The organism is Lysinibacillus cavernae, from assembly GCF_009724685.1.
Classification (GTDB): domain Bacteria; phylum Bacillota; class Bacilli; order Bacillales_A; family Planococcaceae; genus Lysinibacillus; species Lysinibacillus cavernae.
The window spans coordinates 65721-81737 of the sequence record NZ_WMEF01000005.1 but is presented as its reverse complement, the minus strand read 5'-3'; the positions used below and the strand labels follow the sequence as shown (position 1 = coordinate 81737).

Annotated in this window: 19 protein-coding genes and 1 pseudogene; 12 read left to right on the top strand and 8 right to left on the bottom strand. The window is 33.2% G+C overall.

Translation table 11 applies throughout. The features are described from left to right. Positions 1–101 precede the first annotated feature (101 nt). Positions 102–1526 (bottom strand): VanZ family protein, encoded by a 1425-nt coding sequence (locus GJU32_RS12375; protein ID WP_155592262.1) that lies wholly within the window; start codon positions 1524–1526, stop codon positions 102–104. A 247-nt stretch (positions 1527–1773) separates the two neighbouring features. On the opposite strand from GJU32_RS12375, the gene GJU32_RS12370 reads away from it, so the two are divergent. After that, entirely contained in the window at positions 1774–2256 is a 483-nt protein-coding gene (locus GJU32_RS12370) for a GNAT family N-acetyltransferase (RefSeq protein ID WP_155592261.1), read from the top strand. Between the two features lie 406 nt (positions 2257–2662). Here the strand turns inward: GJU32_RS12370 and GJU32_RS12365 are convergent, their stop codons facing one another. Beyond that, complete coding sequence (locus GJU32_RS12365) at positions 2663–2890, bottom strand: hypothetical protein (RefSeq protein ID WP_155592260.1); 228 nt, start codon at positions 2888–2890, stop codon at positions 2663–2665. 552 nt (positions 2891–3442) lie between these two features. On the opposite strand from GJU32_RS12365, the gene GJU32_RS12360 reads away from it, so the two are divergent. Beyond that, positions 3443–4165 (top strand): SDR family NAD(P)-dependent oxidoreductase, encoded by a 723-nt coding sequence (locus GJU32_RS12360; RefSeq protein ID WP_155592259.1) that lies wholly within the window; start codon positions 3443–3445, stop codon positions 4163–4165. A gap of 235 nt (positions 4166–4400) precedes the next feature. Here the strand turns inward: GJU32_RS12360 and GJU32_RS12355 are convergent, their stop codons facing one another. Then, on the bottom strand, positions 4401–4817 hold the full coding sequence (locus tag GJU32_RS12355) for a MarR family winged helix-turn-helix transcriptional regulator (protein ID WP_155592258.1): 417 nt from the start codon (positions 4815–4817) through the stop codon (positions 4401–4403). Between the two features lie 154 nt (positions 4818–4971). On the opposite strand from GJU32_RS12355, the gene GJU32_RS12350 reads away from it, so the two are divergent. Then, positions 4972–5376 carry an Ohr family peroxiredoxin gene (locus tag GJU32_RS12350; RefSeq protein ID WP_155592257.1) on the top strand — a complete coding sequence of 135 codons (405 nt, stop codon included), beginning with the start codon at positions 4972–4974 and terminating at the stop codon, positions 5374–5376. Between the two features lie 32 nt (positions 5377–5408). Continuing rightward, entirely contained in the window at positions 5409–6035 is a 627-nt protein-coding gene (locus tag GJU32_RS12345) for a nitroreductase family protein (RefSeq protein ID WP_155592256.1), read from the top strand. A 626-nt stretch (positions 6036–6661) separates the two neighbouring features. Here GJU32_RS12345 and GJU32_RS12340 read toward each other — a convergent pair. Further along, positions 6662–7843 (bottom strand): MFS transporter, encoded by a 1182-nt coding sequence (locus tag GJU32_RS12340; protein WP_155592255.1) that lies wholly within the window; start codon positions 7841–7843, stop codon positions 6662–6664. A 21-nt stretch (positions 7844–7864) separates the two neighbouring features. Continuing rightward, positions 7865–8335, bottom strand: coding sequence for a MarR family transcriptional regulator (locus GJU32_RS12335; RefSeq protein ID WP_155592254.1), 471 nt, complete (start codon positions 8333–8335; stop codon positions 7865–7867). Positions 8336–8791: 456 nt separating this feature from the next. Between GJU32_RS12335 and GJU32_RS12330 the strand changes: the two genes are divergently transcribed. The 3 genes from GJU32_RS12330 to GJU32_RS12320 all read left to right on the top strand — a co-directional run bounded on the left by GJU32_RS12330 (position 8792) and on the right by GJU32_RS12320 (position 10981). Further along, positions 8792–9304 (top strand): DinB family protein, encoded by a 513-nt coding sequence (locus tag GJU32_RS12330; protein WP_155592253.1) that lies wholly within the window; start codon positions 8792–8794, stop codon positions 9302–9304. A gap of 393 nt (positions 9305–9697) precedes the next feature. Then, entirely contained in the window at positions 9698–10171 is a 474-nt protein-coding gene (locus GJU32_RS12325; protein ID WP_196426689.1) for a DUF2243 domain-containing protein, read from the top strand. 12 nt (positions 10172–10183) lie between these two features. After that, positions 10184–10981 (top strand): cytochrome c oxidase assembly protein, encoded by a 798-nt coding sequence (locus tag GJU32_RS12320; protein WP_155592251.1) that lies wholly within the window; start codon positions 10184–10186, stop codon positions 10979–10981. A gap of 64 nt (positions 10982–11045) precedes the next feature. On the opposite strand, the gene GJU32_RS12315 is transcribed toward GJU32_RS12320, so the two are convergent. Both GJU32_RS12315 and GJU32_RS12310 read right to left on the bottom strand, forming a co-directional pair. Then, positions 11046–11903, bottom strand: coding sequence for a manganese catalase family protein (locus GJU32_RS12315; RefSeq protein WP_155592250.1), 858 nt, complete (start codon positions 11901–11903; stop codon positions 11046–11048). 29 nt (positions 11904–11932) lie between these two features. Further along, positions 11933–12442 (bottom strand): DUF3231 family protein, encoded by a 510-nt coding sequence (locus tag GJU32_RS12310; RefSeq protein ID WP_155592249.1) that lies wholly within the window; start codon positions 12440–12442, stop codon positions 11933–11935. A gap of 412 nt (positions 12443–12854) precedes the next feature. Between GJU32_RS12310 and GJU32_RS23605 the strand changes: the two genes are divergently transcribed. The 5 genes and pseudogenes from GJU32_RS23605 to GJU32_RS23380 form a co-directional block, all read left to right on the top strand. After that, positions 12855–12983, top strand: a complete 129-nt coding sequence (locus GJU32_RS23605) for a hypothetical protein (protein WP_274381818.1) — start codon at positions 12855–12857, stop codon at positions 12981–12983. A gap of 100 nt (positions 12984–13083) precedes the next feature. Next, positions 13084–13929, top strand: coding sequence for an MBL fold metallo-hydrolase (locus GJU32_RS12305; RefSeq protein ID WP_155592248.1), 846 nt, complete (start codon positions 13084–13086; stop codon positions 13927–13929). A gap of 438 nt (positions 13930–14367) precedes the next feature. Then, the gene (locus GJU32_RS12300) at positions 14368–14571 is read left to right on the top strand and encodes a hypothetical protein (protein ID WP_155592247.1); all 204 of its coding nucleotides are present in this window, start codon (positions 14368–14370) and stop codon (positions 14569–14571) included. A 2-nt stretch (positions 14572–14573) separates the two neighbouring features. After that, complete coding sequence (locus GJU32_RS12295) at positions 14574–15206, top strand: hypothetical protein (RefSeq protein ID WP_155592246.1); 633 nt, start codon at positions 14574–14576, stop codon at positions 15204–15206. Positions 15207–15282: 76 nt separating this feature from the next. Next, a pseudogene (locus tag GJU32_RS23380) lies at positions 15283–15516 on the top strand (GNAT family N-acetyltransferase); the annotation flags it as partial. Between the two features lie 232 nt (positions 15517–15748). Here GJU32_RS23380 and GJU32_RS23185 read toward each other — a convergent pair. Next, the gene (locus GJU32_RS23185; protein ID WP_196426681.1) at positions 15749–15904 is read right to left on the bottom strand and encodes a hypothetical protein; all 156 of its coding nucleotides are present in this window, start codon (positions 15902–15904) and stop codon (positions 15749–15751) included. Positions 15905–16017 lie beyond the last annotated feature (113 nt).

Sequence of the window (16017 nt, the reverse complement as noted above, 5' to 3'; positions counted from 1 at the left end):
TTTTTTATGTTCAAAAATAGTATAGGAAGATACGTTTCTATAGAGTGTTACAAAATTTTTCTATGGTGGTAGTAGAGGACATGAACTTACGAGTAGAATGACTACTTTCTTGCCTGAATCAAGGTGAACCAGCTTTCTCCATTAAACGTTCCAGAAACTCTGTATATGGGCTGGTAGAAACCTTTTGTATCATACATATGCGAAAGTTCCATTAAGTCTATAGTAAGTTGATCTCCTTTTTTTATAACTAATTCTTCTTCCGTTACCAGTGCATTATATTTTATTTGCGGAAAATCTCCATTCTTAATTCGCTCAAACACCTCTGATGGGGATAAGATGTTCACTTCTCGTATAAATTGATGTTGATGAAAATCATACGCTAATGAATAAATACTGCCATCGGATTTTAGCCCAAGACTTAATTCACCAAGCCAATAATCTTTGTTTAAATTCGTACGATCTGGAAGCTTCCATTCAAAATTTCCACTCTCTAATACAGTAAATTCAGCATCTTGGGGAAGTAGTGAAAGTTCATTTATTATTTCTTTTGCCTTGTCAACCAATGGTTCTTGCTTCGCCAATGTAGCTGGCTCATTTGTATAACGGTTTTCTGTTAACGTCCAATTTCCCTCTGAACTTATAAATAATGTGTATGGGTTTCCTGCTTTGTCTTTCAATAAAATCTCACGATCGTCTCCACCATCCTGAACATTCACCTCAGATAAACCTAATTTCTTTTGCAACAGGGCTTCAACTTCATCATTATTAATTATTTTCTTATAGACTGGAGCAACTACGGGTAATGAGCTTAATTCCAATGAAGTGGATACATCAACACCTGACATGTTCGATTTTGTATAGGCGTTTATTGTTAAATGACCAAATTCCTGCTGTGCGTAGACAATAGTCATCCCAATAAAAATCAAACCCATCAAGAGAGGTATAGCAAGATTTCCGACCAGGCTTATTAATTTTATTTTTTTGTGATGAGCAATGGAAGCCCCTAGTCTGTATAACTGATAGCCAATAATACCACCCAGTGTGTTATTTATTAAATCATCAAGCTCAAAAATTCCGGCTCCTGTAAGTGTCTGATACGTTTCAATCGATACTGTAGCACCTACAACTACTAGAAGAAGCCATTTAAACACGTTAAATTTTGGCATAATTAAGGGCAAGAAAATGCCAAGTGGAACAAACATTACTATATTAAATATACAATTTTGGAGATCACGTAAAGAGTATTTTTTCCATGCATCAATATAGCCACTAAACGGATGTAGGTTCATCTCCAAGTAATGGGAAGTGCCACGGCCAAAAATTGTTAGCTCAAACACAAAAACAATATATCCGATGAAGAGTGCGCCAAGAATAAGCTTCATAATGTGAATTTTTTTTCGATCTGATGGTTGTTTTTGATAATAAAAGCAATAATAGAGTGCGATAAGTAAGAATTCAACACTAATAATAATGATGACTGGCATCATTAAATACCGAATAGTATGAATCATTTCTGTAACTCCCAAGATAAGACGCTCCTAACTAATTTATTTAGATGTTTTAAACACTATACGTAATAGAGTCCTCTTTGGCTCTATACGAAGTAATACTGTCAACCTCCATTATTTTAATTGGAAATTATTAATAATTATTGAGAATATTTATGAAGATTTCTTAAGATTTTCATAGGGTAGATTGCAGTTTTTTTCAAAATTGAGCCTACAACCTTTTTTATTTTGGTGTTACAATATATGGAAAATTATGTTTTAGGGGATGAAAACAGTGATCATTTCTATTTGTGCGGCTACTAATGAGGATTATTTAGCAGTTAATGATCTTGTAAGAGAAGGACACGAAGAACATGTAAGTGAAGAACCAACCGTTTTCAAAAGTGTTGAAACGGTTATGCCAGAATCTTATTTTAATGAACTACTAGAAGATAATAACAGTCATATTTTTGTAGCAAAGAGCAGTGAATTAGTAGTAGGATTTGCTGTAATGAGCATTGAAACTTCACCACCATTTCAATCTTTGGTACAGCGTAAATATGCTTATATTCATGATTTTGGTGTGAAAAAAGAAATACAAAAGCAAGGTATTGGTAAATTGTTATTTGAACATTGTAAAGAATGGGCAATTGCAAGTGGAGCAGCATCTATACAATTAAATGTTTGGGAGTTCAATACAAAAGCAATCGAGTTTTATGAGCATATAGGGATGGGGAGTATAAGCAGAAAAATGAAAATAAATATGTAAGCTTTCTGATAATATGTGAAAGGTAGTATCTGTTGTAAAAAATAAAAAATGATCTAGGTACAGTGATACTGACCTAGATCATTGTTTCTAATTTTTTATTATTTGATTTCATTTAGTATGCTTTTTATCCAATTAGTAACTAATAAATCTCTCTCTTCAAAAGTTACATCACTCTTTATTTTTAGATAATGTAATTCTTTTGGTAACTTTGGCAACTTTTCTCTTAATGGAATATTATTTTCAGATTCTTCATCTATAAAAATTAATGTATGACTATTATCTATCGTTTTATATACTCGACCTGTATACTCTAGATCATGAATATAGGCAGAAGCATGTCCTCTAGCACGAGGGTTTAAATAAATATGATTTCCTTTAAGTTTAGAGAGTGAATATATAAAAGCTTCTAATCTTGTTTTATTAATATAAAATTTATGTCCAAGTAGAGTTGTTTGTGTTTCTTTGGGTTAATATCAAATGCCTCATATCGAACACAGATAGCTGTTTCTTTAGGTGTTTTATTATTGTGCCAATGAGAGAAAGGTAACAAACGTTCTTTCACTAAGTAATCAATATTACTATGATCTAAATCACATCCATAGCTTAAAATAAAAACTTCTTCATACTTCTTCATCTAAATGGGAACCTCCGTTATGTAGTTGGTATATTTTTGCAACTCGAATCACTTAATGGGTAAGTGAGGTTTTTTTAATCGATAAAAATTAAAGGAAATATCAATAATCAAGATTATATATAGAACAATAGCAGTGTTTAAAATGAGTGAAGGTGGAGGTGAAATTACATCTCTAATTAAAATTAACCAAATCGTTGTTGCTATTAAAACAATTGAATCCATTAATATAATCATAAAATGATTGTGGGCTTTAAAAATAAAATGAAATAAAAATAACCTTGCTATAATCGGTGTGGTTAAGAAAAATGAATAAATCTGTGTAATTTGTTCGGGACCTATGACATAACTTCCTTTTATGTAAAAAAATGATAATAATATATAGTGTACAGGATAATAAGGATGAATAAAAGGGAACGTTCTTTTTTATTCGGGGTGAAGCTTTCCAGTTGATGTTTCTATACTGAACAACTATGCAATAAACCATTTTCATTGCTACCTACCTTACTAATTATTATAATTAAAAAATACTAGTAATTTAGAAAGGATGGTAAAATGAGTAAAAATTTTATTATATTCGGAGCAAGCCAAGGACTAGGGGATGCGTTTGTAAAGGGTTTACCCATGGTGGGGGATACTGTATGGATGGTGTCACGTACACGCCCAAAAAGTTTAGATCTTAATGATGGGGTAAATCGTCAGTGGCTATCAATTGATTTATCTAGCCAACAACAAATTACAACATTAAAAGAAATGTTAAAAGATATTCCCCTCGATGTATTAATTTATAATGTGGGGGTATGGGAAAAGCGTGGTTTTGAGGATGACTATACATTTGATGACGATGAAGTAGAAGCTATTTCAAACTTAATCAATATTAACCTCACATCGACTATTACATATATTCAGGCGCTTTTACCTAACTTAAGACAAGCGAAAAATGGAAAAGTTATTTTAATTGGTTCAACGGCAGGCTTAGATCATACAAATAATGCACAAGTTTCATTTGTTACATCTAAATTCGGCTTACGAGGCATTACAAATGCGCTACGTGAACATTTAAGAGAAGATAAAATTTCAGTTACTTGTATAAATCCAGGGGAACTAGCGGCAGAAGTACCATATGAGGAAGGTGCCGAAAAGGCAATCCGTTTATATGAGGGTACACGTATTCCTGTACAAGATATTGTATCTATTGTCCAATGTGTAATTAATTTATCCCCTGCTTCATGTGTAAAGGAAATTAATATCCCTGCGATAACGGACTTGAATGCTTGATATCAAAAATTTATAAAAGTGTCCTCTTTATTGAGGATGCTTTTTCTTTTGCTTGAAAGGATGTGAGGTTATGTCGTTAGTGATCATGCATGCTTATCGTTACAAACTTATTTTTTTACAAATTCAGCATCAACGGAAAGCTAATTAGATGTAAATTCAAGGAATCCCTAATTTTAAGTGAATCCTTGAATTTTTAGGATTTGTAATAAATTATCAAATGCCATGCTTTTTTCGACTAGTCGTTTTGTAAGATATCTTGAAGAACTTCCTTTAACTGTAAAAACTGCTGCGCTGAAATATTCGATTGTTTCATCACCTGTTTGGATACCTCAGGTAGCTTTTGGCGTACTTCACTTCCTGATTTAGTTAAATAAATTTGCATTTGTCGCTCATCATCTTTAGATCGCTCTCTACAAACATAACCTTTTGTCTCTAACTTTTTTAGTAAAGGTGTTAATGTACCGGAGTCTAGAAATAAACGTTTCCCTAATTCCTTAACTGTAATGTGTTCATTGTCCTCTAGGGCTAGCATGGTGATATAACCCGTATAAGTTAAATCGTATGGCTTTAATAACATTGTATACTGTCGAATTATTTCCTTTGATGTCGCATACAAAAGAAAGCAAAGCTGATTGTCTAATTGATTCGGCATAGGAATCCCCTCTATAAGTAATACTGTTGATACTCTTTATATTAAAAATAAGTTAACTACTTGTCAAATGCAATTGAATTGTATACAATATATTTTGTGCTATTAAATTGTGCACAATTTAATTATTCGTAACATAGAAAAGGAGCCTTATCTAATGAAAGAACTATATTCGACAACAATGATTAATGATGGTGGACGTAATGGTAAGTCGTATGCAGAAGATCAATCGTTATCGTTAAATATTGCACCTCCTGGATCAAAATTAGTGGGTGTGACAAACCCAGAGCAATTGTTTGCAGCTGGTTATAGTGCGTGTTTCAATAGTGCGTTAGAGCTAATTAAACGCCAAAAGAAAATTCAAGGAGCATCTACTATTACAGCAACAGTTAAATTAATGGAACAAGCTGCATTTGACTACGTTCTTGCTGTTGATATTGAAGGACATATTGAAGGAGTATCAGTGGAAGAAGCACAACAATTATTAGAGTTAACACATACTGTTTGTCCATATTCAAAAGCAACCATGGGCAATATTAACGTAACAATTAAAGCAGTTTAGTCTATAGTTAATTAAAGAGGGAGATAGACAATATGACAGTAATAAATCCATTAAAAAAAATTATGTTTGAGCGCAAATCGGTTCGAAAATACAACTCTAATGCAGTCATTTCTCGTGAAACAATAATGCAATTATTAGAAGATGCAACTTCATCACCATCCTCAAGTAATATGCAACCATGGCGTTTTATCGTGATTGATGATAAAGATATCCAAAAAAATATAAATTTCTTTTCATTTAATCAAGAGCAAATCGAAACAGCATCTGCGATAATTGCTATTATTGGTGATACAGAAATGTATTTAAATGCAGATGAAATTTATGCAAAAAATGTTGAATTAGGCTATATGCCAGAAGCTGTTGCAAGTAATCTTGCACAGAACTCAAAAGAAATGTATAGTGCATCTTCAAAAGAGGCATTACAAAACATCGTTCACTTTGATGCAGGTTTAATTTCAATGCAAATAATGCTATTAGCGAAAGAAATGGGCTATGATACGGTCGCAATGGGTGGTTTCGATAAATTAAAATTTGCTGAGTACATGCAGTTACCATCTAACGAAATACCGATTTTATTACTAGCGATTGGTGAGGCAGCGGCGCCAGCTTATGGATCTTCACGAATGCCAATTGAGCGCCTTGTACGCTTTAACAAATAATCACTTGGTTGTATGGACAGTATTTGCAATGTCCTAAAATCATCAGTGGAGTATCAAATATTTATAAAAGTGTCCTCGATTTTGAGGATGCTTTTTTTTTCCTGAGAGGTTGTGGGGCTTTGAAAAACATGTTAGTAGGTGATAAAGCGTGCTAATCGTACAAACTTTGTTGGTACTAATCAGAAAATGATAGTGTAATTGACAAAGGGCATCTAGAGAAGAAATCTCGGTGTCTTTTGTCGACAATCTAAAAAATCTACTGCATATGATTACAAATGATTTTAAACAAGTAAAATAACAAAAAGAACATGTTTATTAATGCAAATTTTATGTGCCTATTATTATTGTTAGTGTATTAAAGTTATACATTTTTTATTTGTGAAAGAAAGGAGGACAACGAGGATTAGGCGAAGGGGAGGATGCAAGTGATCTGGTACTTATTTCGAAACAGCTCAGAAATTGTATAGTATAGTGTATTAATTTATATATGTCATCGTAATTTAAAGGCCCGTTACCTTAATTGGTAATGGGCTTTTGTTACGTGATCCAAGTACCATCTCATTTAGATTAGATAGAACCAGTCAGAACGTTCCGCTATTTATCTAGTAGTCATATATATATTTTTGTTACATAGTTCTATTCTTTAAACTAGGATACTGGGAGAGAGAAATGAGAAAAAGTAGAATTCCCAAAAAAATAAAGATGAGCGTACTTGGCAGAATAAGACTTAATCCTGTAAACATTCCACCGATTGCCATACCGGTATAACGGATAAAATTAAACAGTCCTAAGGCAGCTCCTCTAAGTTCGCTATATTCATTACTTATAATAGTTGAAAATAGTGGAGGTGCAAACCCCATTGTCAAGCCATACACAAACAACAGGATACTTAAGCCAATAATTGATTGGGTATGCAAGAAACCAAAAGCTATAATTAACAAGGGGATAAAAAATAAAACAATGATAAACAGCTTCTTCAACGCCACTTTCTTCTGTATTTTTTTAAAGATAACACTCCCAACAATCATACTAACAGTTAAGGGTAAGTATAATAACCCAATGTTTTGTAACGATATATGATAGTGATCGTGGAGTAATATCGGTAAAAAGACAAGAATGGCAAAGTATATAAAAAAGACAAAAAAGCTTACTGTCATCGTAATAAAACCTATACGATTCAAAAAAATAGCTCGATAGTTTTCGGTAAAGCTACTAAAATTTACTTGACTTTCATTTCTTTTTCCGTTGTTAGGAAACGCGTACATAATAAACATAAGTAGTACAGTGGCAATAAGAAAAAGGAATAGAAAAATCCCTTGGTAGCCATAATGTTCGGCTATTATTCCTCCTAATATTGGAGAAACTGCTGGGGCAAGTGTAAGCAATATTTGATAGGTACCCATTGCGCTTCCTCTTGCTTCTCCTTCAAATAAGTGTGAAATCATATTTATCGTAACCAAGGGAATAATTCCAGCACCAATCGCTTGAACAATCCTAAAAACCATAAAGAGCAAAAAGTTGGTTGTCAATGAGCAGACGATGGTTGAAATACTAATTAATACGAAACTAAAGATTAACAACTGTTTTTGATTCTTAGTATCGATTACCGTTCCTAATATGATTTGAACCATTGCAATGATAAAAACAAAGCTACTGACTGTGAAATTCACCCAATTAATAGATACGCTAAAAGAATCTCGAATTAGCGGAAGTACTGGTGTATAAATATTTTGATTTAAAGATGCGAAGAAACTGCTTATACTTAACAAATACAAAGCTAGTATTTTCGTTTGAGATAGTCGAAACATACACATTCTCCTTTTATAGCTTTAACGTGACTTCATGTTTTCGGTAATAGCGTTTAAAAATCGAATAATCGTCTCTAATTCTGCTGTATTAAAATCGTTAAGGATACGTAAATAACGATTTTTTGCCTGCTCATGTAATTGATTATGGATAAGTGCAAGCATCTCTCCTGATTTTGTTAGCAAATAATATACTTCTTTTTTATTATCTTCTTGTTGTGCTTTTTCAAGGATATTATGTTCTAATAGCTTCTTTACGGCTTTTGTAATCGCTGGTTTAGATACATTTACCATTTCAGAGAGTGTGATGTTATTCGCCGTTCCTATCTCTTTAATTGCTGCAACGATGTGTAATTGTGTCAGTGTCCAATCTGAAACAATTGCTTCTTCCTGACTTCCTTTCATTCCTTTTCTTCTTCTGTCAGCTGATTCTCTTTCTGTGATTAATCGTTGCAAAGCTTCGATAGCTTCATTTTTATTATCCACTTGTTTCACCTATCCTTAATGCGATTCCATTATTGTTAACCGGTTAATAATAAAATTGTATAATTCATCCTTTTTAATGTCAACCATTAATGAATTTATTTGTTTGTATTTGGTAAAGTTGATTCAATAGTTAATCAGTTAATAATAAAGGTTGATGTTTTTGATTTTAGATATTAAAAAATAAAATAGACAAACTACTTAGTAAAAGTGCTGCCATTACTGTATGAATTACTAAAAGCCATTCGAAACGATTATTTCAATCATAAAAGAGTACTGGCTAATCAAATAATATTGAAATTATAAAAGTCACTCATTTTTTTCATGAGTGCTTTTTTCAATATGGCTAGGCGTTGTCAGTATTAAATTGAGAGCTAGTTTTGTGAGAGAAAGGAAAGAAGGAATCCTAACTTTATATGAAGAAGTAGTAACTTGTTAATTTATTTATACAACTAAGGAGGGACTTTTTTGCAAACATTTTTTAAATATAATTGGATGGTAAGAGAAGACTGGTTTCGTTGGTGTGAAGAGTTGAGTGAAGATGAGCTATTGCAAAACCGTACTGGTGGAATGGAAAGTATTTTACATACACTTTTCCATATTATTGATGTCGAATGGAGTTGGATACGTCTTTTACAAGGTAAAACTGATTTTCAAGAGAGTTTTGACCAATATAACAGCTTGGAAAAGGTTCGTAAATTGGAAGCGGAATTTCATTTAGAAGTAGAAGACTTTGTCAACAATTGGGATGCTAGTATGGAAGAACGTTTACTTCATAATCCATTAGCAGATGGAAGGATTGAGACGCATACATGGGGTGAAATCATTCGCCATACTATTGCACATGAAATCCACCATATAGGACAATTATCAATTTGGGCAAGGGAAATGGGGAAAGAGCCTATTTCAGCAAACTTAATTAGACGTGGTCTTTCAGCATCATTAGAGGACTCGGTAGGTGCACATGAGGCGCACAAGTAAATAAAAAAATAGCTGGAAAGAATCAATCAGTATTTAATATATTGATTAATAGACAAGCTGCAGGAATTTAGTACTACAAATGATATAGATGTAGAAGAAGTCATAAACGACAAGCCTCCTAAGAATAATGGGCGAGTGAAGAAAAGAAATGGCAACCCTAATTCATCAAATTAATCATATAAACAAATAACCAGGCACTCAAATGAGTACCTGGTCCTTTTATGTGTAGTAATGAAAATAATAAAGATAATAGGTTCTTTTGATAACACTCGGTACTACCTTGGATGAAACCGCAGGCAAATGTAAGATTCCCTAAAATTGTTTAAATCTTTTTACATCATGGATAAACTAATAAAAATCTAAACTGAGGTGATTGGGTTGGGCATATCAAATATGTATGAGGAGAAAAATCATAAACACGAAAATCGTTTTCATTATGGGCAACGTAATATGTGGACCGGCATATTATTTGGTTTCGGTGTAGTGGCATTTATAGACGAGGTAATTTTTCATCAATTATTACATTGGCATCATTTCTATGATAAATCTACTGCTAATATTGGATTAGTCTCTGATGGATTATTTCATGCTTTTAGCTTTTTTGCTACGATTGGCTCTGCCTTTTTACTTGCAGATCTTCATCGAAAACATGGATTTTGGTTTAAAAGATGGCTTGGAGGAATTTTGCTAGGCGCAGGGGTGTTTCAACTATACGATGGTATCATTCAACACAAGTTTATGAGGCTGCATCAAATTCGTTATAATGTCGACATTGTTCCCTATGATTTAGTTTGGAATGTGTTGGCGGCAATTTTAATCGTAATTGGTATTGCCTTATTATTAAAAACTAATCAATACAAACGGTAGGAGGTACCAACTTTGCATGCACATGAAGCTCACACCCAAAATTTTTCTATCATTGTACAGTTGATATTGGTTTTCCCGTTTATTATTTCTTTTATCTCCTATATCATTGCCGTTATTATATCCAATCAGCAAAAAAAACAATGGCCTTATTTTCGTACATTATCTTGGATACTCGGGCATTTATGTGCCATCTTAACATTAATCGGTCCATTAGCAGAGTTTGCACATGTTAATTTTTCAGCACATATGGTTGGCCACCTATTGCTTGGAATGCTAGCACCACTCCTTATCGCCCTATCGGCACCTATGACCCTATTCTTAAGAACCATCCCAGTGAAAATGGCTCGTTTTGTTTCATGTATACTACGTAACTCTTACTTTAAATTTTTGTCCAATCCTATTACAGCGTCTATTTTGAATGTAGGTGGTTTATGGTTGCTCTATACTACACCACTATTTAACATGATGCATGAAAACTCTTTTTTATATATTTTGATTCATATTCATATTTTTCTAGCAGGTTATTTGTTTACCATTGCCTTTATTTATATCGATCCAACTCCTCATCAACGACCATATGTTTTTCGCTCAATCGTTTTGTTAGTAGCTTTAACAGCTCATTCGATATTGTCCAAATACATTTATGCAAATCCTCCTAACCATGTACCTTCTGAACAAGCAGAACAAGGTGCTATGATTATGTACTATGGTGGAGATGTAATTGAAATTGGACTTGTGTATATACTATTTTATCAGTGGTTTAAAAGGACTAGGTGCGCTACTTTTGCAAAGCCCCTTCCAATTAAATAGCTTTCCTATTTAGTTGGAAAAGAAAAAGCTCCCTTATTACACAGGAAGCTAATTCAAAAAAGATTTAGTTATTCATGTCTTTGAGACCCGGACTATGCTCATTTGGCATTTCGGGCATAAGTGGTACAGGGAATCCTTCTGGAGGAGGGGTTACATTAAGTTCTCCGCCATTTCTGCTTGGAGTTTGACCTTGGAAGATTTCACCGATACGTGTTGGATCTAATCTAAAGTTAAATTGAGCATTGTGATACCCCATATCAACAAACTTTCTACACTCAGGGTATTTATTGATATCGTAGTTCGGTACAGGGAAAAGTTTTCCCCAATCTACACCTAAAGTTTCTAATGCTTTGGCAAATGCATTTTGGTGAGCATTGTCACGAACTATTAGAAATGCAAGGGTTTCCCTGAAAGTCTGATTAGAACTCATTTCATAAATACGAGTCTTTTGAAGTACACCAGTTGACTCAAGTACTAAATTATCCAATAAATCAGCGATAAGATTTCCATGTGCATACACCCACGAGCCATTCCAAGGATTACCTGCAGCATCTACAGGTAAAGATGATTGTGCTCCCACAATATAATGGTGTGGATTTACGTGTCTAACAGCATCATCCAAAGGTGCTTGATCCATACCATTATTTCCAGGTGCAGATGATTCTCCAGAATCATTTAGTAATTGATTAATTGTATTTTGTACAAGCTCCACGTGAGCAATTTCTTCTAAGAAAACACCACGAAGTAAATCACGGTATTGTGTTTCTTTGCCTCTAAAATTAGAGCTTTGGAAAAAGTATTGCATCATGGTTCTCATTTCACCATAATGGCCACCAAGTATTTCTTGCATGACACGTGCTGCTTGAGGATCCGGTTTGTCAGGTTTAATAATGTTAATTAACTCTTCTTTGTAATAATACATTTTCATTCCTCAATTCGGTGAAATAGACTTTATTTTTCAGGATAATTTACATGCAATGGAGGTGGTACAAGCCAACCTTTATTTTTGTTCAAACGTAAAAGTTTGGCACCTAGTTGAGCTTTTGCCATATGGAATTGTCCATACATTAATGCGATATCTTCTCGTGTAGATGTGCCCATTGCTTGGCTACATGCAACTAATCCAGCAGCTAGATCGGCTGTTAGCGCAGCGCTGATCTCTGGGTCATTAAACTTTGCTCCTGGAGGGATATCCTCTAGTCTTGCTACAGGTCTTTCTGGTGATGCTGGAGGTAAAGCAATTCCATTCGTCTTTAGAATTTTTTCTAATTGTTTTACTTCTTCTCTACATGTATCGATGATATCTTCAATAATTTTTTTAAGATCTTCATCACCAGCGTGATTATAAAACGTTTGATAGCCAGAAATCATACCATAGTCTGCAATTAAGCTTGACCAAACACTAAATACTTCACCATAATGCAATGGTTCGTCTTTTGGATTTCCACCAAGAATACCCATACATTCACTTCCTTTTCTTGTTTTCGCCATTAAAGCAAGGTTAGTATGGGTGAAATAAGAAATACCATTCCCTTTTAAGTAAATTATTAAGTATTACCATAATAAACTTGATCACTTTCTATCTAAAGAAACTTGGAGGGACAGTAGCTTGTGAAATACGGTTTCCATAGGGGATTAGCCAGTGTTTTATCTCAAATGGACAGGTTACTTTAATTTATGTATTACTTGGAATCCAATTAGGCGTTCCAGCGTATAAAGAAGCCGCAGCGAGTGAAATCTCTGCAGCTCTTTAAGTAGTGAGACACTACGCGATTTTATTGTGGTTGTTTATCGTCTATTTATACTTCAGATGTAATTAATAGTATAGATCACTGCAATAAGGACACTTTAATGCTTATTGGAGGTGAGCGTTTTGACAAAAGAAAAACAAAAGAATGAATTAGAGCAAGAGGAAGTTGCTATTGAATTTAGTCCTGAAGAATTTGAAGAAGTAAAAGAAGAAAAAGAACAAAAGAAAGAACAGCAAAAAGAAAAAAAGTAAAAACATACTTAGGCCACAATCTATGGGTTGTGGCGTTTTCATTAAATTCAGTAATGTGTGAAGCGCCCATGACTTCATTCAAGGAAGAAGAGGATTGATTATGGACAAAGATTTGAATTATGGTGAAGACTATAAATTTATCCCAGCAACTTCTATTGGAAGTGGTGTAGGTATAGAAGTATTGCCTGATTTATATCAATACACCATTCAAATTGTAAATATTGTACTTTATGGCGATACAAGTACGAAAGAGTTTGTGTTAATTGATGCAGGAATGCCAAAAAGTGCAGAGGAAATAATTTCGGTAGTTGAAAAACGCTTTGGTCCTAATTCTCGACCGAAAGCAATCATTCTGACTCACGGTCATTTTGATCATGTGGGAGGAATTATAGAATTAATTAAATATTGGAATGTTCCTGTCTATGCACATGCATTGGAAATACCATTTTTAACAGAAAAACAAAATTACCCAGAACCAGACACTACTGTAAGTGACGGTTTGGTTGCAAAAATGTCTCCTATTTTTCCAAATGAAGCTATTAATTTAGGTGAGCACATCAAAGAAATTCCTTCTGATGGTAGTATTCCATTTATGCCAGATTTTCGATGGATTCATACACAAGGACATACACCAGGGCATATATCATTATTTCGTGAGAAGGATAGAGCACTTATTGTCGGGGATGCATTTGTAACTGTCAAACAAGAATCGCTTTATAAAGTGTTTACACAGACAAAAGAAATCAGTGGTCCACCTAGATATTTAACGACTAATTGGTTAGCTGCTAGAGAATCTATTGAAAAATTAGAAGCGTTAAATCCTCTTATTGCTATCACAGGGCATGGATTACCAATGAAAGGCGAAGAACTTACTAGCAATCTTAAAAAACTTGTAGATAATTTTGAACAAATCGCTCAACCAAAGCATGGTAAATATTTAAGTTAACTTAAAAGAAAAGCCACAGCATTTGCAGCACTACAGCTCAAATTGGTTTATGCCCTTTTATGGCTGTCAAATAAGTAGTGGAGACATAGGAGGGCAAAACTATGTTAAAAGAGCAAACCGCAGTTACTAAAGAGAAATTTTTGCTGTAGCTATGTATGCAATGAAGGTATCTAGTTGAAAGAGGAAAAAATTACATATATAAAACAAGGTAATTCATTGTTAAGATTTGATAGGTAAAGTATTCTATGGAATGAAATTGCAATGGAACATTATGTAAAGAAGAAGGAGATATTTTTAATTGTATGGAGGCGTCACATTGTTTAATGAAGTAATTACAAGTGCTAATGAAATGCTTCAATTACCTGAATGAAAAACTAGATATAAAATTTCCAAAATGGTTGATAGAATGATGACGACGATTTAGGGAGGAAGTAATGTATGAAAAACCAATTGATACGGTTAATCGCTATCGTTCTATTAGGAATGTGGGTATATATTGATATGTACCAAAATGATGAGTTAGGGTTGATGAAATTTTTTGCATATGTTGGCTTATTAGGTTTTACTTTTGTAATTGGTATGCCAATCATATTTATTAAAAACAAGATTAGTTTATCAAAAAAATTTGGTTTGTTTTTTTAAGCATGGTTATAGCAGCGATTATTCCTTTATTGGGATTTGGAAATTTAAAATATGTCCTAGAAGATCATCTAATTAATAAAGAGCTTAAAAAAGTTGTCAATCAATATAACGTAGAATTGCAGACAGATAAAGTGTTTTTAACATTTGATAATCATCTTTTAGTTACGGACAAAAATGATATATTTGGAAGCATGGACGAAACTCTATTGGTATATGATTCCTCAGGAAAAGAAACAAAAAGAATAAAGCTTAGTGAATTAGCGAAATCTGCCATACCATATCTGCCCCTAACAGATAAAGAAAAGGAAACGACTTATTTTGATGGTATGAGGACGCAAGGGAATACGTATGACCTTTTGAAAAAAATAAATGGCAATGATATACAACTTTTTTTTAGATATGTAACAACTGAAGTTCCAGCAGATTATAAACCTGAGCCAGATATGCCAAGCGATGCAAAGGACGTAAAGTTCCATTATGATATCATCTATTCACCAGTTTTAGATGAGAATGGGGAATTTGTTTTTAATTCGAATACATTCAAAAAAGACCAATTTCGAGTTAGTTACAAAGCCGTGGGAATTGAAGCAATCGTTGCACCAAATACTGCAGTGTTAGTGAACGAAATAAATTAAACTTTACTTTTATTTGGCAATTCATTGCTGATAAAGAGGTTACATAATGTTCTGTTCTATAAAGCAAAGTTTACTGGGGAAAGGGATAGCAAGTGAAGCATTAGAAGCAGTTGTTAAGTATGGTTTTCATAATCTTTAGTTAGAAAAAACCTAGGCATTGATTGAGCCGGCAAATTTTTCTTCACAAAAACTTATTAAAAGACAGGGCTTTATAAAAGAAGGTTTGCTGAGGCATTATGAATACACTTGTGGTAAATTTGACAATTTATATATGTACTCAATACTCAAAAGTGATCTTGATAGTAAATGATAGTTTAAATGGTGAGAGAATTGTAGTCAAAAATTTGAGTGGTAACTTACAGCAACTAAATACTTAAGAATTGTTTCGTTAAAGGTATTAATTTTGAGAGCTTTTTGAAGCAATAAAAAATAACTAGGCACTCAAAGAGTACCTGGTTTTATTTTTGTTTATATACCTAAAAGCAGTTTCTTCTTTTCCTAAAAAATGGAGAACTTTTTAAAGAAGCTCTCCAATTACTACATTACTTTTCTAACTTATCAGCAATTCTTAATAGAATTTCAGTTTGTTCTTTTTGTGAATTAATGATTTTGAACACGAACCAGACGATAAACACTACTGGTACAAGATAGAAAAATAATAGAATAAAAACAGGTAGAACTCCAAATAGTATTTCCATATATGTATATAAAACTCCTTTTTTGATTATTATACCATATTTTTAGACAAATATTTAAATGATGTTTGATTAAAAAATTTGAAGATTGAGGATAGAAATTATGCCTAAATTAC